This window comes from Streptococcus australis, assembly GCF_015553625.1.
Lineage (GTDB): Bacteria > Bacillota > Bacilli > Lactobacillales > Streptococcaceae > Streptococcus > Streptococcus australis_B.
Window position 1 is genome coordinate 59,213 of the sequence record NZ_JADNGY010000006.1, and the last position, 25,047, is coordinate 84,259.

20 protein-coding genes are annotated in these 25,047 nt (G+C 43.0%); 19 read left to right on the forward strand and 1 reads right to left on the reverse strand.

What is annotated here, in order from left to right:
- Positions 1-24: 24 nt before the first annotated feature.
- From I2D56_RS06480 to I2D56_RS06520, 9 genes are all read left to right on the forward strand, one after another.
- Complete coding sequence (locus tag I2D56_RS06480) at positions 25-2,130, forward strand: ATP-dependent Clp protease ATP-binding subunit (protein ID WP_195348222.1); 2,106 nt, start codon at positions 25-27, stop codon at positions 2,128-2,130.
- 291 nt (positions 2,131-2,421) lie between these two features.
- A complete protein-coding gene (locus I2D56_RS06485) occupies positions 2,422-2,667 on the forward strand; it encodes a hypothetical protein (RefSeq protein ID WP_023022151.1) in 246 nt (81 codons plus the stop codon).
- A 188-nt stretch (positions 2,668-2,855) separates the two neighbouring features.
- Positions 2,856-3,185 (forward strand): preprotein translocase subunit YajC, encoded by a 330-nt coding sequence (gene yajC, locus I2D56_RS06490; protein ID WP_023022152.1) that lies wholly within the window; start codon positions 2,856-2,858, stop codon positions 3,183-3,185.
- A gap of 131 nt (positions 3,186-3,316) precedes the next feature.
- Positions 3,317-4,066: an isoprenyl transferase gene (locus I2D56_RS06495; protein WP_023022153.1), complete on the forward strand. Its 750-nt coding sequence runs from the start codon at positions 3,317-3,319 to the stop codon at positions 4,064-4,066.
- A gap of 11 nt (positions 4,067-4,077) precedes the next feature.
- Positions 4,078-4,881: a phosphatidate cytidylyltransferase gene (locus I2D56_RS06500; RefSeq protein ID WP_023022154.1), complete on the forward strand. Its 804-nt coding sequence runs from the start codon at positions 4,078-4,080 to the stop codon at positions 4,879-4,881.
- 41 nt (positions 4,882-4,922) lie between these two features.
- On the forward strand, positions 4,923-6,182 hold the full coding sequence (gene rseP / locus I2D56_RS06505; RefSeq protein ID WP_023022155.1) for an RIP metalloprotease RseP: 1,260 nt from the start codon (positions 4,923-4,925) through the stop codon (positions 6,180-6,182).
- Between the two features lie 17 nt (positions 6,183-6,199).
- Complete coding sequence (locus I2D56_RS06510) at positions 6,200-8,050, forward strand: proline--tRNA ligase (RefSeq protein ID WP_023027646.1); 1,851 nt, start codon at positions 6,200-6,202, stop codon at positions 8,048-8,050.
- 142 nt (positions 8,051-8,192) lie between these two features.
- Positions 8,193-12,584, forward strand: coding sequence for a PolC-type DNA polymerase III (locus I2D56_RS06515; RefSeq protein ID WP_195348223.1), 4,392 nt, complete (start codon positions 8,193-8,195; stop codon positions 12,582-12,584).
- Between the two features lie 289 nt (positions 12,585-12,873).
- Positions 12,874-13,737: a helix-turn-helix domain-containing protein gene (locus I2D56_RS06520; RefSeq protein WP_023022158.1), complete on the forward strand. Its 864-nt coding sequence runs from the start codon at positions 12,874-12,876 to the stop codon at positions 13,735-13,737.
- Between the two features lie 9 nt (positions 13,738-13,746).
- Here I2D56_RS06520 and I2D56_RS06525 read toward each other — a convergent pair whose 3' ends face one another.
- On the reverse strand, positions 13,747-15,330 hold the full coding sequence (locus tag I2D56_RS06525) for an ATP-binding cassette domain-containing protein (protein WP_023022159.1): 1,584 nt from the start codon (positions 15,328-15,330) through the stop codon (positions 13,747-13,749).
- 192 nt (positions 15,331-15,522) lie between these two features.
- Between I2D56_RS06525 and I2D56_RS06530 the strand changes: the two genes are divergently transcribed.
- The 10 genes from I2D56_RS06530 to I2D56_RS06575 all read left to right on the forward strand — a co-directional run bounded on the left by I2D56_RS06530 (position 15,523) and on the right by I2D56_RS06575 (position 24,969).
- On the forward strand, positions 15,523-15,786 hold the full coding sequence (locus tag I2D56_RS06530; RefSeq protein WP_023022160.1) for a type II toxin-antitoxin system RelB/DinJ family antitoxin: 264 nt from the start codon (positions 15,523-15,525) through the stop codon (positions 15,784-15,786).
- A complete protein-coding gene (locus tag I2D56_RS06535; protein ID WP_023022161.1) occupies positions 15,779-16,057 on the forward strand; it encodes a type II toxin-antitoxin system YafQ family toxin in 279 nt (92 codons plus the stop codon). Before I2D56_RS06530 ends, I2D56_RS06535 begins: the two co-directional genes overlap by 8 nt.
- Positions 16,058-16,094: 37 nt before the next feature.
- Positions 16,095-16,754: a hypothetical protein gene (locus I2D56_RS06540; RefSeq protein ID WP_224781596.1), complete on the forward strand. Its 660-nt coding sequence runs from the start codon at positions 16,095-16,097 to the stop codon at positions 16,752-16,754.
- Positions 16,755-16,786: 32 nt separating this feature from the next.
- A complete protein-coding gene (locus I2D56_RS06545) occupies positions 16,787-16,936 on the forward strand; it encodes a hypothetical protein (protein WP_023022162.1) in 150 nt (49 codons plus the stop codon).
- 19 nt (positions 16,937-16,955) lie between these two features.
- Positions 16,956-18,197, forward strand: a complete 1,242-nt coding sequence (locus I2D56_RS06550) for an aminopeptidase (protein ID WP_195348224.1) — start codon at positions 16,956-16,958, stop codon at positions 18,195-18,197.
- A 534-nt stretch (positions 18,198-18,731) separates the two neighbouring features.
- Positions 18,732-22,295 (forward strand): family 20 glycosylhydrolase, encoded by a 3,564-nt coding sequence (locus tag I2D56_RS06555; RefSeq protein WP_195348225.1) that lies wholly within the window; start codon positions 18,732-18,734, stop codon positions 22,293-22,295.
- Positions 22,296-22,441: 146 nt separating this feature from the next.
- Positions 22,442-23,188 (forward strand): tRNA pseudouridine(38-40) synthase TruA, encoded by a 747-nt coding sequence (gene truA, locus I2D56_RS06560; RefSeq protein WP_195348226.1) that lies wholly within the window; start codon positions 22,442-22,444, stop codon positions 23,186-23,188.
- Positions 23,181-23,942: a bifunctional hydroxymethylpyrimidine kinase/phosphomethylpyrimidine kinase gene (locus I2D56_RS06565; RefSeq protein ID WP_195348227.1), complete on the forward strand. Its 762-nt coding sequence runs from the start codon at positions 23,181-23,183 to the stop codon at positions 23,940-23,942. Before truA ends, I2D56_RS06565 begins: the two co-directional genes overlap by 8 nt.
- Positions 23,932-24,402: an ECF transporter S component gene (locus tag I2D56_RS06570; protein WP_117744908.1), complete on the forward strand. Its 471-nt coding sequence runs from the start codon at positions 23,932-23,934 to the stop codon at positions 24,400-24,402. The genes I2D56_RS06565 and I2D56_RS06570 overlap by 11 nt, the downstream gene beginning before the upstream one ends.
- 3 nt (positions 24,403-24,405) lie before the next feature.
- A complete protein-coding gene (locus tag I2D56_RS06575; protein ID WP_023022168.1) occupies positions 24,406-24,969 on the forward strand; it encodes a TIGR01440 family protein in 564 nt (187 codons plus the stop codon).
- The last annotated feature ends 78 nt before the right edge of the window (positions 24,970-25,047 follow it).

Below are 25,047 nucleotides of genomic sequence, written 5' to 3' on the forward strand. Positions count from 1 at the left end.
ATTATGTAAAACGAGGTAACAACTATGAACAACAACTTTAACAATATGGACGATCTTTTCAATCAACTAATGGGAAACATGGGTGGTTTCCGTTCTGAAAGCCGCCGCTACATGATCAATGGTCGTGAAGTGACACCGGAAGAATTCGCTATTTACCGCCAAACAGGTCAACTTCCATCTGATGGTGGCGAACAAGCTCAACACAGCCAAGCTAAAGGTATGAAGCAAGATGGGATTCTTGCTAAGCTTGGTCGCAACTTGACCGAAGAAGCACGTGAAGGAAAGTTGGATCCGGTCATTGGACGTAACAAAGAAATTCAAGAAACAGCTGAAATCTTGTCTCGTCGTACCAAGAACAATCCTGTCCTTGTCGGGGATGCAGGTGTTGGTAAGACGGCTGTTGTAGAAGGATTGGCTCAAGCTATCGTGAACGGTGATGTTCCAGCAGCTATCAAGAACAAAGAAATCATCTCGATTGATATTTCTGGTCTAGAAGCTGGTACGCAATACCGTGGTAGCTTCGAAGAAAATATCCAAAATATGATCCAAGAAGTCAAAGCAATGGGCAATGTCATCCTCTTCTTCGATGAAATCCACCAAATTCTTGGTGCAGGTAGCACAGGAGATGGACAAGGATCTAAAGGTCTTGCGGATATCTTGAAACCAGCTCTTTCTCGTGGTGAATTAACCGTGATTGGGGCAACTACTCAAGATGAATACCGTAACACCATCTTGAAAAATGCTGCCCTTGCTCGTCGTTTCAACGAAGTCAAGGTCAATGCTCCTTCTGCTGAAGATACCTTCAAGATTCTCCAAGGAATCCGTGATCTTTATGAAAAACACCACAATGTTGTCTTGCCAGATGAAGTCTTGAAAGCAGCAGTTGATTATTCTGTTCAATACATTCCACAACGGAGCTTGCCTGATAAGGCCATCGACTTGGTTGATGTGACAGCTGCTCACTTGGCAGCTCAACATCCAGTAACAGATGTGCACGCAGTGGAACATGAAATTGATGAAGAAAAAGCAAAACAAGAAGAAGCTGCAGCTAAAGAAGATTACGAAGCAGCTTTGAAAGCAAAAGTTCGCATCGAAGAACTGGAAAAGAAAATTGCTAACCATACGGAAGACCATAAAGTAACAGCAACAATCAACGATGTGGCTGAATCAGTAGAACGGATGACGGGTATTCCAGTTTCTCAAATGGGAGCAACCGATATCGAACGCTTGAAAGATATGGGACACCGTTTGCAAACGAAAGTTATCGGTCAAGATAAGGCTGTTGAAGCTGTTGCAAAAGCCATCCGTCGGAATCGCGCAGGCTTTGACGAAGGCAACCGTCCAATCGGTAGCTTCCTCTTCGTAGGACCTACTGGTGTCGGTAAGACTGAGTTGGCTAAACAATTGGCCCTTGATATGTTCGGTACCAAAGATGCCATCATCCGTTTGGACATGTCAGAATACAGCGATCGTACAGCCGTTTCTAAGTTGATTGGTACCACTGCCGGTTATGTTGGTTACGATGATAACAATAATACTTTGACAGAACGTGTACGTCGCAATCCTTACTCTATCGTCCTTCTTGATGAGATTGAAAAGGCGGATCCTCAAGTGATCACTTTACTCCTTCAAGTCTTGGATGATGGTCGTTTGACAGATGGTCAAGGAAACACCGTTAACTTCAAGAATACGGTCATTATCGCTACTTCAAACGCTGGCTTTGGTTATGAGGCTAACTTGACAGAAGATGCTGACAAACCAGAACTCTTGGATCGTTTGAAACCATTCTTCCGTCCAGAATTCTTGAACCGCTTTAATGCAGTGATCGAATTCTCACACTTGAGCAAGGAAGACCTTTCTAAGATTGTTGACTTGATGTTAGTAGAAGTGAACAAAACTCTTGCTAAGAAAGACATTGACTTGGTGGTGAGCGATGCTGCCAAAGAATACATGACCGAAGAAGGATACGATGAAGTCATGGGCGTACGTCCACTCCGTCGGGTGGTTGAACAACAAATCCGTGACAAGGTAACCGACTTCCACTTGGATCACCTTGATGCTAAACACTTGTTAGCGGATATGGAAGATGGAGAATTGGTTATTAAAGAGAATACAAACTCAGAAGAATAACTAGGACATCTAGCACCATAAACGAGAGAAAATCAGTTTGAAAAAGAAGGCTAAGAAGAAATTCTTAGCCTTTTTTATGTCAATAAAAGAAAAATATATAAGGTATAGTTTTATCGTTTTTTTTCCCAGAAAGTGAAAAATGATAAAAAATAGGTATGTTTTTTCATGAATTGATGCTAAATACAGCGTGAAAATGCCTTAGAAAGCGTCTGTAAGCAAGATTTCCATATAAATGAACAAATAAATTATATAATATATAAAAGACTAAATTTAAGGGGATAGGATGATTTTATGAAAAATCCAATTGATATTTATTCGACAAAAGATTATAAGAAAGTTGAAGCTGTCGTTCAATTGATGGTGGATGGAAAGGTGACAAGTTATAGAGTAGCAACTGAGACAGATATTAGTAAGATGAGTCTAGCTACCTTGACAAAAGGAACCAGTAAAATTAAAAACATCACCTATCAAACAGCGATGTTGTTGATTGAATGGTATGATAAAAATCATGAAAAATATGGAATCACAATCGATTAGCAAAAACCTATTTTTTATGGTTTTTTCTTTTTCTAAAAAAAGGAATCACTAGGAAAGCTGTCTGGATCGAATAGTGAGTAGACCATCTCCATCTACCGACTTATTTTTTGAAAATCAGGGGTTCATATTGAAAATCACTATAAAATTTGCTATAGTAGAGCATATATGATTTAAAAAGGAGAAATGGGATGCAAAGTGGTACAACCTTGCTATTTATGCTTGCGCTAATGGTCGGAATGATGTTCTTCATGAGCCGTAGCCAAAAGAAACAATACCAAAAACGGATGGAAAGCTTGAACAAGCTTCAAAAAGGGTATGAAGTGATTACCATCGGTGGTTTGTATGGAACAGTTGATGAAGTAGACACTGAACGGAAAACCGTTGTCTTGGATGTGGATGGCGTATACCTCACATTTGAATTGACAGCTATTAAAACAGTTTTGCCAGTTTCAGAAGGAGTGACAGCTGGTGCAGTTGAAGGCGCTGGCGAATCAGATTCTATCATCGACGGTGAATAATAAGAAGGAGCGATCAAAAGGTCGCTTTTTTTATTTTTAGCTAGATCCCCCTAGAAAAGGGACAAGACTGCCATTTTAAGCGGATTTATGATATAATGAAGCGATAAAAACAGTGAAATAGGTAGAAAAACATGTTTCGTTTTAAAAAGAAAGAAAAGTTAAGTGTTCCCCTAGAAGTGCCCAAGCATATTGGAATTATCATGGATGGGAATGGTCGTTGGGCCAAAAAACGGATGCAACCTCGTGTCTTTGGGCATAAAGCTGGTATGGAGGCTCTGCAAGAAGTAACCATTGCAGCCAAGGAGATGGGTGTGCAAGCCCTAACGGTCTATGCTTTCTCAACTGAAAACTGGACACGTCCTCAACAGGAAGTGAGCTTTATCATGAATCTTCCAGTTGAATTCTATGACCGCTTTGTTCCAGAGCTTCACAAAAATAATGTGAAGATCCAGATGATTGGCGAGGTTTCCCGTCTTCCGAAGGAAACCTTGGAGGCTCTGGAAAAGGCAGAGGCCTTAACACGCTCCAATACAGGCTTAATATTGAATTTCGCCTTGAACTATGGAGGACGGGCAGAACTGACCCAAGCAGTCAAACAAATTGCCCAGGAAGTCCTAGATGCGCGCTTGAATCCAGGCGATATTTCAGAAGAGATGATTGCCAATTATTTGTATACCAGTAGTCTACCCAAGGACTTACGAGATCCTGACCTGATTATTCGGACCAGTGGGGAGCTTCGCTTGAGTAACTTTTTGCCTTGGCAAGCGGCCTATAGTGAGCTTTACTTTACCGATGTGATGTGGCCGGATTTTGGAGAAAAGGCCTTGCATGATGCAATAGAAGAATACAGCCATCGTCATCGACGCTTTGGTGGTGTATAGGAGAGAAATATATGAGAAAAGATTTACAGAAGCGAGTGATTTTTGGAGGAATCGCCTTAGCTTTCTTTATTCCAGTCGTCCTTATTGGAGGAGTTGTTTTTCAGATTGTAGTGGGACTCATCGCTATGTTGGGTGTTCATGAATTGCTGAAGATGAAAGGATTGCAGACCGAAACCATCGAAGGAGCCTTGGCTATGCTAGCAGCTCTTGTGTTGGCTCTGCCTTTAGAAAGTTACCTCCCTTTCTTGCCAGCAGGTGGGAATTTCATCGCCTACGGCCTTTTGGTCTTATTATTGATGGGGACAACTGTCTTGGCGCAAGGCTATACCTATGACGAGGTTGTCTATCCGATTGCTTCAAGCTTTTATGTTGGCTTTGGCTTCCATGCCTTGATTCAAGCGCGCTTAGCAGGTGTGGATAAAATTCTTTTGGCCCTCTTTATTGTTTGGGCAACGGATTCAGGGGCCTACTTCATTGGGAGCCAGTTCGGTAAGAAAAAACTCTTGCCAAGAGTATCGCCCAATAAGACTGTTGAAGGAAGTCTAGGCGGGATCGCTTGTGCTGTCGTCGTGACGCTGATCTTTATGATACTAGATCGTACAGTTGCGGGATCTTACGGTTGGGTGACCATGATTCTCTTTACTATTCTTTTCAGTATAGCAGCTCAGTTTGGTGACTTAGTTGAAAGTGCCATCAAGCGCCATTTTGGAGTGAAAGACTCTGGCCGTTTTATTCCTGGCCACGGTGGTGTCTTGGATCGATTTGATAGCTTGATTTTTGTCTTCCCACTGATGCTATTCTTCGGTCTGTTTTAAACAGAAATCATCCAATCATCAGATAAAACAAAGGAGCGTGTATGCAATTTATTGCCTTTATTATCATTTTTGGCGTCATTGTCCTAGTGCATGAGTTCGGTCATTTCTATTTTGCAAAAAAATCAGGCATCCTAGTCCGCGAGTTTGCGATTGGGATGGGGCCTAAGATTTTTGCCCATGTAGGCAAGGACGGAACAGCCTATACTATTCGAATCCTTCCATTGGGGGGCTATGTCCGAATGGCAGGTTGGGGCGAAGACACGACAGAGATTAAGACAGGAACTCCTGTCAGTCTGACTTTGAACCCTGAGGGAACAGTTGTTCGGATTAACCTTTCTGGAAAAAATATCGACCAGACAGCTCTTCCCATGAATGTTACAGATTTTGATTTTGAGGATAAACTTCAAATTACAGGAATCGTTATCGAAGAGACCAAAACTTATCCTGTCCACCATGATGCAACCATCGTTGAGGAAGATGGGACAGAAGTACGGATTGCTCCTCTGGATGTGCAGTATCAAAACGCTAGTATCTGGGGACGCCTGATGACCAACTTTGCTGGTCCAATGAACAACTTTATCTTAAGTATTGTCGTGTACTCTCTCCTTGCCTTTATGCAGGGAGGTGCAGTGGACTACTATAGCAACCATGTTCAGGTCGTTCCCCAAGGAGTGGTGGCCAAGGCTGGTTTGAAAGACAATGACCAGATCGTTCAAATCAATGAATACAAGGTCTCCAACTGGGATGAGTTGACAGATTCTGTCCAGAAGGCGACCCGTAACCAAGGAAAAAATCCAGAAGTAACGATTACCTATGAACGAGACGGGAAAACTCAAAAAGTGACGGTTCAACCAGAAGAAGATGGGGGACGGTATTATATCGGTGTGACCAATGCTGTCAAGACAGGCTTCCTAGATAAGCTTTTCTCAGGTGTGACAGATACTTGGTACACAGCAACTCGTATTTTGACGGCCTTGAAGGATATCATCTTCCACTTTAGTTTGAACAAGTTGGGTGGTCCGGTAGCGATCTACAAAGCTAGTTCGCAAGCTGCGGAGCTAGGACTTCCAGCTATCCTATCCTTGATGGCCATGCTGTCTATTAATATCGGAATCTTTAACTTGATTCCTATTCCGGCTTTGGATGGTGGGAAAATCTTGATCAATCTGATCGAGCTTGTTCGTAGAAAACCTCTTAAACAGGAGGTAGAAACCTACTTGACCCTTGCTGGAGTGGCGGTCATGGTTATTTTGATGATTGCTGTGACTTGGAACGATATCATGAAATTATTTTTGAAATAGAAAAGGAATGAATCTGAATGAAACAAAGTAAAATGCTTATTCCAACACTTCGCGAAATGCCAAGTGATGCCCAGGTCATCAGCCACGCTTTGATGCTCCGTGCTGGTTATGTTCGTCAAGTATCAGCAGGTGTCTACTCTTACCTACCACTTGCCAACCGTGTAATCGAAAAAGCTAAGAAGATCATGCGTCAGGAATTTGATAAGATTGGTGCCGTTGAGATGTTGGCCCCGGCCCTTCTCAGCGCTGACCTTTGGCGCGAATCTGGCCGTTATGAAACTTACGGGGAAGACTTGTACAAATTGAAAAATCGTGAGAAGTCAGATTTTATCTTGGGGCCAACTCACGAAGAAACTTTCACAGCTATTGTCCGTGATTCTGTTAAGTCTTACAAGCAGTTGCCACTGAATCTCTACCAAATCCAGCCTAAGTACCGTGATGAAAAACGTCCTCGTAATGGACTTCTTCGTACTCGTGAGTTCATCATGAAAGATGGTTACAGCTTCCACGCTAACTACGATAGCTTGGATGTGACCTATGATGAGTACAAGGCAGCCTATGAGCGTATCTTCACTCGCAGTGGTTTGGACTTCAAAGCCATCATCGGTGACGGTGGAGCCATGGGTGGTAAGGATAGCCAAGAGTTTATGGCCATCACTCCTTCACGAACAGACCTTGACCGTTGGGTGGTCTTAGACAAGTCAGTCGCATCATTTGACGAGATTCCTGCAGAAGTGCAAGAAGAAATTAAGGCAGAATTACTGAAATGGATGGTTTCTGGTGAAGATACGATTGCCTACTCAAGTGAGTCAAGCTATGCAGCTAACTTGGAAATGGCGACAAACGCCTACAAACCAAGCAACCGTGTTGTGACGGAAGAAGAAGTGGCTCGTGTAGAAACACCAGGTGTCAAATCAATTGATGAAGTAGCTGCCTTCTTGAATATCTCTGAAGACCAAACAATCAAGACCTTGGTTTATATTGCAGACCAAGAGCCAGTTGTAGCTCTATTGGTTGGCAACGACCAACTCAATGAAGTCAAGTTGAAAAACCACCTTGGAGCTGACTTCTTGGAACCTGCAACTGAGGCAGAAGTGAAAGAATTGTTGGGAGCTGACTTTGGTTCTCTTGGTCCAGTCAATCTTCCAGAAACTGTCAAAATTATTGCAGATCGCAAAGTGCAAGATAGCCGCAATGCTGTTGTGGGTGCTAACCAAAATGGTTACCACTTGACGGGTGTGAATCCAGGTCGCGACTTTACTGCCGAATATGTGGATATCCGTGAAGTGCGTGAGGGTGAAATCTCTCCAGATGGACAAGGTGTTCTCAACTTTGCGCGTGGGATCGAGATTGGTCACATCTTCAAACTCGGTACTCGCTACTCAGCAAGTATGGGTGCAGATGTCTTGGATGAAAATGGCCGTGCTGTGCCAATCATCATGGGCTGCTATGGTATCGGTGTGAGTCGTCTCCTTTCAGCAGTCATGGAACAACACGCTCGCCTCTTCGTTAACAAGACACCAAAAGGTGAATACCGTTACGCTTGGGGCATCAACTTCCCTAAAGAATTGGCGCCGTTTGATGTGCATTTGATTCCAGTGAATGTCAAAGATGAAGCTTCTCTTGAGTTGACTAGCAAGATCGAAGACCAATTGGTCAAGGCTGGCTACGAAGTCTTGGTGGATGACCGTAACGAACGTGCAGGTGTTAAATTTAGCGATAGTGACTTGATTGGTTTGCCAATCCGCATCACTGTTGGGAAGAAAGCAGCTGACGGTATCGTAGAAGTGAAAATCAAAGCTTCAGGAGACACGATTGAAGTGCATGCAGACAACCTGCTTGAAACCCTTTCAATTTTAAATAAATAAGCAATAGTAGAAGGCTAGGATGCTCAACACCCTAGCCTTCTTTTTTGTAAGCTGAGCCAGCTAGACGAAAGGACCTTCTGACAGTCGAAAAGTTAGGCGAAATATGATAAAATAAAGGCTAGTAATTCGTCAGGGAGAAATCATGTCAACTAGCTTTGAAATCTTAATGAATCAGTTAGGGATGCCTTTGGAAATGCGTGAATCAGGCGCTTTTGAAGGGGCTGAAATCCAAGAGGTCATCGTCCATAAGCTCAGTCGTGTTTGGGAATTTCGTTTTGTTTTTGCCGAAATTCTTCCCATCACGATTTTTCGGGAGCTCAAAAACCGCTTGGCTGAGGAGTTTTCAAAGACAGGCAATCGAGCGGTGTTTGAGATTCAGGTAAAGAATCCAACTTTTAGTGAGGACCTCTTGCAAGCCTATTACCAGGAAGCTTTTGAAGATGGTCCCTGTGCGAGCCAGGGCTTTAAGAGCATGTATCAACACTTGCAGGTTCGTGCACAGGGAGAAGAGCTGATCATTAGTGGCCCTTCATCTGTGGATACGGAGCATCACCGGAAAAACCATCTGCCAAATCTTGCTAGTCAATTGACCAAGTTTGGTTTTCCTCATTTTCAGTGTCGGGTAGAAGCTGATGACCAGTTGACAGAAGAACTCCAACAGGCCTTCGAAGCTGAGAAGGATCAAATCTTCCAAGCAGCCAACGAAGAAACTTTGCGGGCTATGGAGTCCTTGTCTCAAATGGCTCCTCCACCAGCGGAGGAAAAACCAGCCTTTGATTTCAAAGCCAAAAAGGCTGCGGCCAAGCCCAAGCTGGATAAGGCAGAAATCACTCCTATGATTGATATCACGACAGAAGAGAACCGCATCGTTTTTGAAGGGGTAGTCTTTGATGTCGAGCAAAAGGTGACTCGGACAGGTCGGGTTTTGATCAATTTCAAGATGACCGACTATACCTCTAGTTTTTCGCTCCAGAAATGGGCTAAAAATGAAGAAGAAGCTCAGAAGTTTGATATGATCAAGAAAAACTCTTGGTTACGAGTTCGCGGGAACATTGAGGTCAATAACTTTACACGAGATTTGACCATGAATGTTCAAGATGTTCAAGAGGTTGTCCATTATGAGCGTAAGGATCTGATGCCAGAAGGCGAGCGTCGAGTCGAGTTCCATGCCCATACCAATATGTCGACCATGGATGCCCTACCTGAGGTAGAGGAGTTGGTCGCAAAAGCAGCCAAATGGGGCCACAAGGCAGTTGCTATTACCGATCATGGCAATGTGCAGTCCTTCCCTCATGGTTACAAGGCAGCTAAAAAAGCTGGTATCCAACTCATCTATGGGATGGAAGCCAATATCGTTGAAGACCGTGTACCGATTACCTACAATGAAGTCGATCTAGACCTTCATGAAGCGACCTATGTGGTTTTTGACGTGGAAACGACAGGACTCTCAGCAATTTACAATGATCTGATTCAGGTTGCCGCGTCTAAAATGCACAAGGGCAATATCATTGCTGAATTTGATGAGTTTATCAATCCAGGGCACCCCATTTCCGCCTTTACAACGGATCTGACAGGCATTACCGATGACCATGTTCGCAATGCCAAACCTTTGAAACAGGTCTTGGAGGAGTTCCAGGAATTCTGCAAGGATGCGGTTTTGGTTGCCCACAATGCCACTTTTGACGTGGGCTTCATGAATGCCAACTATGAGCGTCATGGCCTTCCCAAAATCACCCAGCCAGTAATTGATACGTTAGAGTTTGCTCGGAACCTTTATCCAGAGTACAAGCGTCATGGTTTGGGCCCCTTGACCAAGCGGTTTGGGGTTGCCTTGGAACACCACCACATGGCCAACTATGATGCAGAAGCGACGGGTCGCTTGCTCTTTATCTTTATCAAGGATGTAGCAGAAAAGCATGGCGTGACTAATCTTGCCAAGCTGAATTTGGATTTGATTAGTCCGGATTCCTACAAAAAGGCTCGGGTCAAACACGCAACCATCTATGTCAAGAACCAGACGGGCTTGAAAAACATGTTCAAATTGGTCTCCCTTTCCAATACCCAATATTTTGAGGGAGTTCCTCGGATTCCGCGAACAGTTTTAGATGCCCACCGGGAAGGTTTAATCCTGGGAACGGCTTGTTCTGAAGGAGAAGTCTTTGACGCGGTCGTCTCTCAAGGAGTTGATGCGGCAGTGGAAGTGGCCAAGTATTATGACTTTATTGAGGTCATGCCTCCAGCCATCTATGCGCCCCTCATTGCTAAAGAGCAGGTCAAAGACATGGACGAGCTCCAGACTATCATCAAGAGCTTGATTGAGGTGGGAGATCGCCTTGGCAAGCCAGTCCTCGCGACAGGAAATGTCCACTACCTTGAGCCCGAGGATGAGATTTATCGAGAAATCATTGTCCGCAGTCTTGGGCAAGGGGCCATGATTAACCGGACCATCGGTCATGGAGAAAACGCCCAACCTGCACCCCTACCAAAAGCCCATTTCCGTACAACCAATGAAATGCTGGATGAATTTGCTTTTCTAGGGGAAGACTTAGCACGAAAACTGGTCATTGAAAACACCAATGCTCTGGCAGAAATCTTTGAACCTGTCGAAGTGGTTAAGGGGGACCTCTATACCCCATTTATCGACAAGGCCGAAGAAACGGTTGCCGAATTGACCTATCAGAAGGCCTTTGAAATCTATGGCAATCCGCTACCTGATATTGTTGATTTACGGATTGAAAAAGAATTAACCTCTATCCTGGGGAATGGCTTCGCCGTGATCTATCTGGCTTCCCAACTCTTGGTGCACCGTTCCAATGAACGGGGCTACTTGGTTGGTTCCCGGGGATCTGTCGGCTCCAGTTTCGTTGCGACCATGATCGGGATTACCGAGGTTAATCCGCTCTCTCCTCACTATGTCTGCGGGGAGTGTAAATACAGTGAGTTTATCACGGATGGTTCTTATGGTTCAGGATTTGATATGCCCAATAAGGACTGTCCAAACTGTGGTCACCAACTCAGCAAAAACGGCCAAGACATTCCTTTCGAGACCTTTCTTGGTTTTGATGGGGACAAGGTACCCGATATCGATTTGAACTTCTCAGGGGAAGATCAGCCGAGTGCCCACTTGGATGTCCGTGATATTTTTGGAGAAGAATATGCCTTCCGGGCAGGAACAGTAGGTACAGTTGCAGCCAAGACCGCCTATGGGTTTGTTAAAGGCTATGAGCGGGACTACGGCAAGTATTACCGGGATGCAGAGGTGGAACGGCTAGCCCAGGGAGCAGCTGGGGTTAAACGGACGACCGGTCAGCACCCAGGGGGAATCGTTGTTATCCCTAACTATATGGATGTCTATGACTTCACCCCTGTGCAGTACCCAGCAGATGATGTGACAGCCGAATGGCAGACCACTCACTTTAACTTCCACGATATCGACGAGAACGTACTTAAACTCGATGTCCTGGGACATGATGATCCGACTATGATTCGCAAGCTCCAGGACTTATCAGGCATTGATCCAAACGATATTCCTATGGATGATCCAGGTGTCATGGCCCTCTTCTCAGGAACCGATATCTTAGGAGTCGCACCGGAGCAAATCGGTACCTCGACTGGTATGCTGGGGATCCCAGAGTTTGGGACCAACTTTGTTCGGGGCATGGTCGATGAGACTCATCCGACCACCTTTGCCGAGTTGCTTCAGCTTTCTGGTCTGTCTCACGGTACCGACGTATGGTTGGGAAATGCCCAAGACTTGATCAAGGCGGGTATTGCTGACCTATCAACCGTTATCGGATGTCGAGATGACATCATGGTTTACCTCATGCACGCTGGCCTAGATCCAAAAATGGCCTTTACCATCATGGAGCGGGTGCGGAAAGGCATGTGGCTCAAGATTCCTGAAGAAGAGCGCAATGGCTATATCGAGGCCATGAAGGCTAACAATGTACCTGAATGGTACATCGAATCTTGTGGGAAAATCAAGTACATGTTCCCCAAAGCCCATGCGGCAGCCTACGTTATGATGGCCTTGCGGGTGGCTTACTTTAAGGTTCATCATCCTCTCTACTATTACTGTGCTTACTTCTCAATCCGTGCCAAGGCCTTTGATATCAAGACCATGGGCGCAGGACTAGAAGCCGTGAAAGCGCGGATGAAGGAGATTGCTGAAAAACGCAAGAACAACGAAGCTTCCAACGTAGAAATTGACCTTTACACGACGCTTGAAATTGTCAATGAGATGTGGGAGCGAGGTTTCAAGTTTGGCAAGCTAGATCTCTATCGTAGTGATGCGACGGAATTCATCATCGATGGAGATACCCTTATTCCACCATTTGTCGCCATGGATGGATTGGGAGAAAACGTAGCCAAGCAGATTGTGCGAGCTCGCAAAGAAGGAGAATTCCTCTCTAAAACAGAGTTGCGCAAACGTGGCGGTGTCTCCTCAACCTTAGTGGAAAAGATGGACGAGATGGGAATCCTTGGCAATATGCCAGAAGACAACCAGCTCAGTCTCTTTGATGATTTGTTTTAATTTAAAGTCAACTTGTTCAAATAAGCCGACTAAGTTTCATCTAATTAAGACTTAACAGTAAAACCAGTAGAGATGAATTTTTATGATTTTCATTTCTACTGGTTTTTAGATATGATAGAATATAAGTAAGTTTTTATACAAAGACTAAAACTTTAGGAAGTTATATATTGAAATTATCAAAAATGATTGCTATAAATTACTAATAATGATACTCTCAAACAAGAGTAAGCTTAATGGAAGTAGTGTTTGCTATACCTTAATAACTTTTCGATATGGAATGGAGATAAGTATGATTTTAGGTGAAACTTATAGGAAAATAAGAGAAGAAAAGGGGATTTCTATTTCTTCATTAGCAGGTGCTGAAATTTCAAAATCTCAAATATCTAGATTTGAATTAGGAGAAACAGAGATTTCTGTCTTTAAGTTATTGTATCTTCTTGAAAGAATAGGAGTAACACTAGAAGAATTTCTGCTTATCTGTAATCATTATCAACCTTCGGATTTTAATACCTTAATAGCTTCTGTTAAACAGGCCACATATAATGAAGATGCTCAAGCATTACTAGATATGGTAGAGAAAGAAATAGAACTTTTTCATGAGACAAATTCTCATTACCATAAATTAAATGCTATTTTCATCGAAAGTATTGTTTCGGGAATGGATAAGAATCATCAATTGAGTCGTCAAGACGCCTCTTATCTTACAAACTATTTATTTTCCGTTGAAAACTGGGGTTATTACGAAACGCTCATCCTTGGAAATTGCTGTCGTGTTCTATCTCCAGATTTATTATTTAGATATGCCAAAGAGGCGCTCAAAAAAGGGAAGTTGTATAGTCCTATACCTAGAAATAGACAATCTCTCATTCAACTACTTCTCAATTCTTTGATTATAATGATTGAGAACGACTTATATGAGGAATCTTTATTTTTAAAACAGGCTACGAAGAATATATTAGCGGATTCCACAGATTTTTTTGAACAAACTATTTTGCTATATTTAGATGGATATTTGGAACTGAAATTCTATCATAATCAAAAATCACTTTTAAAAATCAAAGAAGCTTTAAAAATTTTCGAACTCTTCAATAAAACAATCTACAAAAATTACAAACAATACTTTGAGAAACACATCATTCATTTAGTAGACTAGGCCATTTATCTATAAGGTAATAACGTGATCAAACTCTTCCAATATTTCTGGATTTTGATCATGAGTAATGACAATAACAATTGCATCTTTAATGGATAGAATGTAGTCCATTATTTCTTTTGCTTTTATTGGATCAAGGTTACTTGTAGGTTCGTCAAATATATAAACTGAATATGTTTTGACTAAAAACCTAGCTAAATCAATTCGTTGCTTTTCTCCTTCTGAAATGATTTTGTTTGATTGAGCTAGGTTTTTACGAAGGAAGTCTTCATTAAAACCTAAGGATTTTCTTAATTTTTCAGTTAAATGAAGGTTTCTAGCCAATTTGATATTCTCTAGAATATTGCCTTCAATTAGAAAGTCATTTTTTTGCACAAACGCAATATCTTTATATAACTCCTCTGAGGGCATATCAATATTCTGTTTTCCGTTGATTTTTATTTCTCCATCATAAAGATTTTTTGGATAATAATTTAGTATTAATTTTACTAAAGTTGTTTTCCCAGTTCCTGAAGCACCGATAATCGCATAGCGCTTGCCTTTTTTAAATTCATAGGAAAAATGATCAAATAATATTCTATTTTCAATTTCATAATATAATTGGCTAATAGAAATAGTCGAAATGTTATCACAATCAATTGTACTTGTTTTATGGAAAGTTCCATGATTTGTCTCATATAGATTTTCTTGGATATTATCAATAATGGACTTGCTACTGCTGATTAAATTTTTATTGTAAAGAATAGATTGTAATGGAGCAAAAACACCGTTTAATAATTGAATACTTGCTACTAGTAGTCCAATAGTCAGTAAGTTATTTCTTACAAAAAAGATACCAGCGACCATACAGGATAGTTGAGAGCCAAAACTTAGTAAAATTCCAGTAGTTGAAGCTAAGTCTTTTAAGAATTGATATGTCTTTCTGGACTCTTCAAATTCTAAACTGATTCCCTGAATTTTTTCTTGGGTCCAGCTTTGAATATTTAATAACTTAATTTGTTCAAAACCATTAATAAAGTTTGTCATTTTTGACAAATAGTGACTATTTTGTAGGGAATAATTATTAGTTGCTTTAGTCATTAACTTTCCAGGAATTTGAGATAGAAAAATCGTTATACTCGACAATAAAAGAAAGACTAATGCTAATCGCCATTCTATATAGATAATGGCAACAACACTCATGATAAGGGTCCCTAAATTTGCAATTAGAGAGATTCTAGGAATCAATAAATTTTCTTGAATAAGGTCACTATTTTTGGTGATATTATTTAAGAAATCTGAATGGTTACGGTTGTCAATTTGGTTAAATTCACGCGATAAATAATGTAATAAGAGACCCTTTTTTAGATCTATAATAACTTTTTTTACATATTGATTTTTAAGATAGGAATAAGAACAAGAGATAAAGAACCACAGTAAAATTAAACTTACACAAATAGTGATATGAAAGAGTAATCCACTATTTGAATTAGTTATACTATCAAGTATTCTTCCTAATTGAAGAGAGAAGAATGTCATTAAAAGAGCACTTGTCAAACTTAATAAAATAATCAAGAAATATAGTAATTTATATTGTTTCATAATCTGGTTCATATTTTTCACCTCTTAATCTATGATAGCAACATTATATTCTAAAACTAAAACTCAGGCTGAGATCTCCCATATTTGGGACATTAATTTTATTTCTTTACTATATTTTAGCTAACAGCTATCCATTGTATATCCAATGAGTTTACATTAGCCTTATTTTTTTGTTATAATAATCAATAGAAAGAAGGTGAGAATATGTCTAAGACGAGTATGAGTATTCGTTTGGATAGTGAGGTTAAGGAACAGGCTCAACAGGTTTTTAATCATTTAGGGATGGATATGACAACAGCCATCAACATTTTTCTCCGTCAGGCTATTCAATATCAGGGCTTACCTTTTGATGTTAGAATAGACGATAATCGGAAATTGCTTCAAGTAGTAACGGATGTAGATCAAAATCGGAATATGAGTCGGTCTTTTGAATCTGTCTCAGACTTGATGGAGGACTTGCGTGCTTAAGATTCGCTATCATAAACAGTTTAAAAAAGATTTTAAGTTGGCAATGAGGCGTGGATTGAAAGCAGATTTGTTAGAAGAAGTCTTGCATTTTCTGATTCAAGAAAAAGAACTTCCTGTCAGATATCGTGACCATCAACTGACCAACTCCAAGCATTTTCAAGGTGTTCGTGAGTGTCATATCCAGCCGGATTGGCTTTTGGTGTATAAAGTGGACAAGGATGAATTGATTTTAAACTTGCTGAGGACAGGAAGTCATAGTGATTTGTTTTGATGGATTCAAGGATCCTCGCTCGTTTTGAGGTTGGCTAATGATAGAAAAGAAAAAAAGAGCAACACCCTGGAAGTCAGGGAAAGTCATTTCCATTCGCCTACGGAATGGCGTCTATGTCTTAGCGCAAATGGTCCGAGAGCCCTATCTGGTATTTTTTAACCATTTTAAGGAGGAAAATAGTTGGAAGGGAGTGACCTTGAAAGAGGAGAATATTCTCTTTTGTAAAGCAGTCACTCGTCAGTTTCTACGCTATAGTCCTGTAACGATTGTCAAAGATCTTGAGCCTCTGTTAGATTATCGGCTACCTAAAGAATGGATTTACAGCCATATGGGAGGGCATCCGATTACGGTTTCGGTGAAGGGACGGGAGCGCCAAGTAGCTGGTTTTGGCCAACGGCTTTCCTTAGTTCAGGCGGATAAGGAAAGTGGCCTACCAGAGGATAATCCTCTAATGGGACTCTTCCAAGCCTATATCTTACCAGATATCCAAGAGAAAGATTGGGAGCGGGTAGGTCAGGCTGAGCTCATGTCCATCGAAGTCTTTCCGACGCTCAATGAACGTCTTTATCTCTGCTTTCTCCATGGGAAAAATGTGAATCCAGAGCTAGATATCTCTTTGGGAAAGCCCCTGCCCGATGATTATGAAACCTATATCGATATTCTTACCAACGCCCAGAGGCAAGACGCCTCTATCTAGGTGAGGAGGATGACTAAGAAAGGAATGGAACGATGAGAGTAAAAATTTTTGCAGAAGACAAACCTGCTCAAAAAACATTTAGCTATCAATTAGAGCTAGATACCGATACAATTTTAAAAGTCACTGGCTTGGTCTGCTCCACTGTCGTGGTAGCAAATCTCTTGTCACTCTTAAAGGATTAATATAGAAAAGGATTGAAAAATGGTTTTACCAAATTTTAAAGAAAACTTAGAAAAATATGCTAAATTGTTGGTTGCGAACGGAGTTAACGTGCAGCCTGGCCATACCTTGGCTTTGAACATCGATGTGGAACAAAGAGAATTAGCCCACTTGATTGTGAAGGAAGCCTATGCCTTGGGGGCGCACGAAGTCATTGTCCAATGGGCGGATGACTTCACTAATCGGGAAAAATTCCTCCATGCCCCGATGGATCGCTTGGACAATGTACCTGACTACAAGATTGCAGAGATGAACTACCTCTTGGACCACAAGGCGAGTCGCTTGGGTGTTCGCTCGTCTGACCCAGGTGCTTTAAATGGTGTCGATGCAGAGAAGCTTTCTGCCTCTGCTAAGGCTTTGGGCATGGCCATGAAACCCATGCGCATCGCCACTCAGTCTAATAAGGTCAGCTGGACAGTTGCTGCTGCAGCAGGGGTAGAATGGGCGAAAAAAGTCTTCCCAAATGCGGCTAGCGACGAAGAAGCAGTGGATCTCCTGTGGGATCAAATCTTCAAGACTTGTCGAGTTTACGAAGAAGATCCGGTTAAGGCTTGGGAAGAGCATGCTGCTATTCTCAAGAGCAAGGCATATACACTTAACAAAGAGCAATTCTCAGCCCTTCATTACACAGCGCCTGGAACAGATTTGACCCTTGGTTTACCGAAAAACCACGTTTGGGAATCAGCCGGAGCTATTAATGCCCAAGGCGAAGGCTTCTTGCCAAATATGCCGACAGAAGAGGTCTTCACAGCTCCTGACTTCCGTCGCGCAGAAGGTTATGTCACTTCTACAAAACCGCTTAGCTACAATGGGAATATCATCGAAGGGATCAAAGTGACCTTTGAAAATGGAGAAATTGTAGATATTACAGCTGAAAAAGGCGATCAAGTCATGAAAGATTTGGTCTTCAAAAACAAGGGAGCGCGTGCCTTGGGTGAATGTGCCCTCGTACCAGACCCAAGTCCGATTTCCCAATCAGGCATTACTTTCTTTAACACTCTCTTTGACGAAAATGCCTCTAACCACTTGGCCATCGGGGCAGCCTATGCAACTAGTGTAGAAGGTGGTGCAGAGTTTACAGAAGAAGAACTCGAAGCAGCAGGACTTAACCGCTCAGACGTCCACGTCGACTTCATGATCGGCTCAAGTCAAATGGATATCGACGGCATCCGAGAAGACGGCACCCGCGTCCCAGTATTCCGCAACGGAGATTGGGCAATATAGGGAGCAAAACAGAAATCAGTAACTCGAAGAGTTTGATTTCGTAGTTTTGCCCCCGCACAGTTGATTAGGAAGTACGAGTACCGCAGGTAGGAGTAGTTCCAATCAACCACTGCGCCGAGAGACAGAAATCAGTAACTCGAAGAGTTTGATTTCTTCCTCACTTTTTTGGATTTAAGGCTCGGGCAAAAAAGGTCCACCGGACCTTTTTAGTACCCCCGTCCAGTTGCTTAGGAAGGGCCTTGCTTCGCAATCCCTATCCGCCACCTCAAAACAGTGTTTTGAGCATTCAACCACTGCGCCAAGAAATAAAAATCAGGCACTCAGAGCGGTTGTTTTTTGAGAATAAAAATAAAGAGTTTGGTTTTAACAGCCAAGCTCTTTTTCTTGTGTCCTCTAGTTTAATGAAATATAGGGATAAAATTTTATAGCTTCTTCTCTTAATTAAAGAACCTTGCAAAGAAGGCTTGACGAGGACCTACTTTCTAGATAGACTGAAAGTAAGCGTTTACACACAACAAATTTTAGGAGGTCCTGATGAAATCACATCAACCACGTTATGCTATTCGCAAGTATGCTGTAGGAGTTGCTTCGGTATTGGTTGGCTTTTTTGCCAGCGGTCAAGTCGTGGCAGCAGATACGCCGAGCGTTACAGAAAGTCCTGCAACGGCTCTTCCGACGCAGCCAAGTGAAGGAGACTTGCCTCCCTCTACTACTGAGGAAGCTAGTCAGCCGGCTGTAGAAAAACCAATCATTCCTGCTCCGATCGTTGATCAAAGTCAACCGACCCTACCTGATCGAGAACTGCGCGCATCCGATCTTAATCGCTTGATTCGCGAAGATGCGATCTCTGTCACAGAAGCTGATGTGGCAGCTCAACCGGTAACCGCAGTGGCTGAAACACCAGCTAAAGATCCAGAGCAAGAAGAAAAATTAGCCAAGAAAAAGGTCATCTCTATCGATGCCGGTCGCAAATACTTCTCACCTGATCAAATCAAGGAAATCATTGATGAAGCTAGTAAGACGGGCTATACCGATTTGCATCTCTTAGTTGGAAATGATGGTTTGCGCTTTGTTCTTGATGATATGTCCTTGCAAGTAGGAAATACGTCCTACTCTAGCCAGGCAGTGAAGGAAGCAGTCGAAAAAGGCACCAAAGCTTATTATGACGATCCAAATGGAACAGCCTTGACTCAGGCTCAAATGGATGACATTTTGGCTTATGCCAAATCCAAGAATATAGGCGTCATTCCAACACTTAATAGCCCAGGGCATATGGATGCCATTCTGACAGCTATGGAGCAATTGGGGATCGAAAACCCTCACTTCAATTACTTTGGTACGAAAAAATCAGAACGGACTGTTGATTTAGACAACCAAAAAGCCCTAGATTTCACCAAAGCCTTGGTGGACAAGTATGCAGCTTATTTCAGTGGCAAGGCAGAAATCTTTAACATTGGTCTGGACGAATATGCCAATGATGCAACAGATGCCCATGGCTGGCAAGTCCTTCAAGCCAGCAAGCATTGGCCAGATGAAGGCTATCCAGACAAAGGATACGAAAAATTTATCCAATATGCCAATGATCTAGCGGCTATTGTGAAAAAACACAAGATGAAGCCAATGGCCTTCAACGATGGTATCTACTACAATGGCGATACTTCCTATGGCACTTTTGATAAGGATATCATTGTATCCTACTGGACGGGTGGTTGGAATGGCTATGATGTTGCTTCATCCAAGCTCTTGTCTGAACTAGGCCATCAAATTCTTAATACCAATGATGCTTGGTACTATGTCCTCGGTCGTGACAAGGCTGGATCAGGTTGGTACAATCTTGATCAAGGTCTCGAAGGAATTTCTAAATCAGCGATCGATTCCGTTCAGAAAAATGATGGGGCTAAGGTTCCCTTTATCGGTGGAATGGTAGCTGCCTGGGCAGATACGCCATCCGCAACCTACAAAAAAGACCTTCTCTTTAAGCTCATGCACGCTTTTGCGGACAAGAACGCGGACTACTTTGTAGCAGATCCTGAAGTGGTTGAAAAAGCTCTTGCAGAAGCTCCAACTGATTTGGATCACTATACACCAGAGTCTCTAGTAGCCTTTACAGAAGCTAAAAAAGCTTTGGAAGGGGTAGGAGCAGACACGACTAGAGCAGAAGCTAAAGAGCTGATTGCTTCTCTCAAAGCCGCTCAAGAGTCCTTGGTTTATACCGAAAGCTATGCCAAAGAGTTGGCGGATAAGGAAGCTGCTGAAAAACTAACTAAGAGCAAAGTGATTTCCATTGACGCAGGGCGCAAATACTTCTCGCTAGATCAGTTGAAACGGATTGTTGATAAGGCGAGTGAGTTGGGGTATTCTGATTTGCACCTCCTTGTCGGAAATGATGGCATGCGCTTTGTCCTCGATGATATGACCCTGGAGGCAAATGGCAAAACCTATGCTAGCGACGATGTGAAGGCTGCTCTCCTTGAAGGAACCAAGGCCTATTATGACGATCCAAATGGGCAAGCCTTGACCCAAGCAGAAATGGATGAATTGCTAGCTTACGCGACTTCTAAAGGCATTGGCTTAATCCCAGCAGTCAATAGTCCAGGTCACATGGATGCCATCTTGGTAGCCATGCAAAAACTAGGTATCGAACATCCACAAGCGACCTTTGATACGGTTTCTAAGACAACTATGGACCTGACCAACGAAGAAGCAGTCAACTTTACTAAGGCCCTAATTGGCAAGTACATGGACTATTTTAAAGGTAAGTCTAAGATCTTTAACTACGGAACAGACGAATACGCCAATGATGCTACCAATGCCCAAGGTTGGTACTACCTCAAATGGTATGAGCTCTATGGTAAATTTGCGGACTATGCCAACAGTCTCGCAGCCATGGCCCGCGAAAAAGGCTTGCAACCAATGGCCTTTAACGATGGTTTCTACTATGGAGACGAAGATGATGTTGCCTTTGACAAGGATGTCTTAATTTCTTACTGGTCTAAAGGATGGTGGGGCTATAACCTCGCATCTCCTCAATATCTAGCAAGCAAGGGGTATAAGTTCCTTAACACTAACGGAGATTGGTACTATATCCTCGGTCAAAAACCTGAAGATGGTGGTGGCTTCCTCAAGAAAGCTATCGAAAATACTGAAAAAACTCCATTCAACCAGCTAGCTTCAACTAAATATCCTGAGGTTGATCTTCCTACTGTTGGTAGTATGGTAGCTATCTGGGCAGATAGACCAAGCGCTGAGTACAAGGAAGAAGAAATCTTTGAACTTATGACTGCCTTTGCCAACCACAATAAGGACTATTTCAAAGCTGACTATACGGCCCTTCGTGCAGCCCTTGCCATTGTTCCAACAGATCTTTCCATCTATACAGAGGAATCACGTTCAGCTCTTGCGAAAGTTTTGGATACATTGAACTGGACGATTAGTCGTGCCCACCAAGAAAAAGTGGTAGAACAGGTTGAACAATTAACTCAAGCTCTCAGCCAGTTGAAACCAATCACCCAAGTGGGAAGCCAAGCAGAAAATGATGTCAGAGCCTTGGTAGAAGACAAACCAAGCTTGGAAATCGTTGAAAAAGAAGTGGACTTTGAAGTTGTTGAACGGACGAATCCAGACTTAGCTAAGGGCGAACGGAAAGTGATTCAGACTGGTGCCAAAGGCCAACATCGTGAATTTGTTGAAGTATCTGCCCTTGATCAGAGTCGCCAAGTAGTAGGAACAGAAGTTTCGAAAGAAGCCGTTTCTGAGATTGTGGAAGTGGGAACCAAGGAGGCAGAAGTGGTCACTCCGACTCCAGGTTCACAGGATAGTCCGAGTCCTCAAGCAGACCTACCTCAAGTCGATCAAGGAGGTCATCATCAAGTTAGACCAGTAGCCCCTGAAGTGAAGCCACTTGTGAACCCTCAACCAGCTCCAGTCGCTTCAAAACAAAAACCAGTAGAAGAGACTAAGCCAGCAGCGGTGCAAGATCAAGCACCTTCTAGCCAACAGCTTCCTGAAACTGGCCAAGAGTCTATCTTAGGTTTAGCCTTACTTGGAGCCATCTTAGGAGCGACAGGTATGAGTCTCAAAGGACGGGAAGAAGACTAATCAGCCCCCCGATTGAACTAAGTTTTTCTAGTTTTCCAGAGATGGAAAAGGAAAGACTTGGTTCTTTTTTTGTCCTAAAAACTGTACCCGGACAGTTGTCGCTTTTCTGCCTTGTTCCGCTTGGATGAACTTGATAAAATAAAAACATGACACGATACAAAGCAACTATTTCTTACGATGGAACTCTATTTGCGGGTTTCCAACGACAACCGCATGCGCGTAGTGTGCAAGAAGAAATCGAGAAGACCTTGATGCGTTTGAACCATGGACAGGCAGTGACCATTCACGGGGCTGGCCGAACGGATGCAGGTGTCCATGCCCTTGGACAGGTCATCCATTTTGATCTCCCCCAGTCGCGGGATGAGGAAAAGCTCCGCTTTGCCCTCGATACCCAAACTCCAGAGGATATTGACTTTATCCGGGTGGAGCAAGTACCTGATGACTTCCATTCGCGCTACCAGAAGCATAGCAAGACCTACGAATTCATCGTGGATTATGGCCGCCCCAAGAATCCCATGATGCGCCACTATGCAACTCCCTATCCTTACCCCTTGGATGTGGCCAAGATGCAAGAAGCCATCCAAAAATTGGAGGGGACCCACGATTTCACTGGCTTCACAGCTTCGGGAACCAGTGTTGAAGACAAGGTTCGAACGATTACAGAGGCTCGCTTGATCGAGGATGCGGCAAATCATCGCCTTCTCTTTATTTTTTCGGGCAATGGCTTTCTCTACAAACAGATCCGCAATATGGTGGGGACCTTGCTAAAGATTGGCAATGGACGAATGCCGGTTGAGCAAATTGACTTGATTTTAGAAAAAAAGGACCGCAATCTAGCCGGTCCTACAGCAGCGCCAAATGGCTTATACTTAAAGGAGATCCGTTATGAGTAATGAATTGATTCTAGCTATTTCAGGAAATGATATTTTTAGCGGGGGAGGCCTTCATGCGGACCTTGCGACCTATACAACCAACAAACAGCATGGTTTTGTAGCGGTGACTTGTTTGACAGCCATGACCGAGCATGGTTTTGAAGTCATTCCGGTGGATCCGACGACCTTTGCCCAACAGCTCAACTCTCTCAAGGATGTTCCTTTTTCTGCTATTAAGCTCGGCCTCTTGCCAAATGTTGAAGTAGCAGATCTGACCTTGGACTACGTCAAGGACCATGCGGATATCCCTGTCGTCTTAGACCCTGTCTTGGTCTGCAAGGAAACCCATGATGTGGAAGTATCAGCCCTTCGAGATGAATTAATCAGATTCTTCCCTTCTGTGACCATCATCACACCAAACTTACCAGAGGCTGAGATCTTGACCCAAAGCAAAATTCAATCGCTCGATGATATGAAGGAGGCTGCTCGTAAACTCCATGAATTGGGAGCAGCCAATGTCGTGGTCAAAGGGGGCAATCGTCTGAACAAAGAAAAAGCCATCGATGTCTTTTATGACGGAAAGGACTTTACGGTCTTCGAAGAAGCCGTCCTAGAAAAAAATAATACAGGAGCTGGTTGTACCTTTGCATCTAGCATTGCAAGCCAGTTAGTCCAAGGGAAGGGACCTTTAGAAGCTGTCGAGGCTTCAAAAGCTTTCGTCTACCAAGCCATTCAAAAATCAGATCAATACGGAGTAGTTCAATATGACCAATAAACGTACCCAAGTAATCGCGCACCTAGCCATTTTATCTGCCTTGACGGTAGTGCTGGGCTATTATACCAAACTGCCAACTCCAACCGGGATGGTGACCTTGCTGGATCTAGGTGTATACTTTACCGCCTTTTATTTGGGGCGCAAAGAAGGAGCAGTGGTTGGTGGTCTTGGTGCCTTTCTCTTGGACCTCATCTCTGGTTATCCTCAATGGATGTTCTTTAGTCTTCTTTTCCACGGAGCTCAAGGCTACTTTGCTGGCTTTAAAGGAAAAGCTCGTTACATTGGTCTGTTACTTGCTACTGTCATCATGGTAGGTGGCTATGCACTAGCTTCAGCGCTCTTTTTAGGAAACACTTGGGTAGCGGCTATTGAAGAGGTTCCTCATAATCTGGTTCAAAACTTCGTTGGTATGGCTTTGGGATATGCTCTTTATCATTTCTTACCAAAGAAGGGAAATTAGAAGATGGAGTTGGAGCAATTAAAAAGAGAAACCCAGGAGATCTTGCTGGATCTTTTATCCAAGGCTCATCTGCGTCAGGGGCAAATCCTTGTGTTAGGCCTGTCAACCAGCGAGGTCGCTGGAGCAAGTATCGGTAAGAACTCAAGTTTAGAGATTGGGCAAGCCATTGTGAAAACCATCCTAGATACCCTAACTCCCAAAGGGATTTATTTAGCGGTTCAAGGATGTGAACACCTTAACCGAGCTCTGGTGGTCGAACGTGAACTAGCTGAAAAGAAAGACTTAGAAATCGTTAATGTACTACCGAGCCTCCATGCGGGAGGGGCCGGTCAGTTGGCAGCTTTCAGTTATATGAAAGACCCAGTCGAAGTTGAATTTATCACAGCTCAGGCAGGCTTAGATATTGGAGATACCTCTATCGGGATGCATGTCAAGCATGTGCAAGTACCTGTTCGTCCTGTCTTGAAAGAACTGGGGGGCGCTCATGTGACGGCTCTAGCCAGTCGTCCGAAGTTAATCGGAGGGGCGCGTGCTTCTTACCAAGAAGATCCGCTTCGAAAATCTTAATAAGAAGGAAACTAGTTCAAGACATGGACTAGTTTTTTTGTTTCGGGACCAATTTTGAGAGAGGAAAGGGATTTGAAA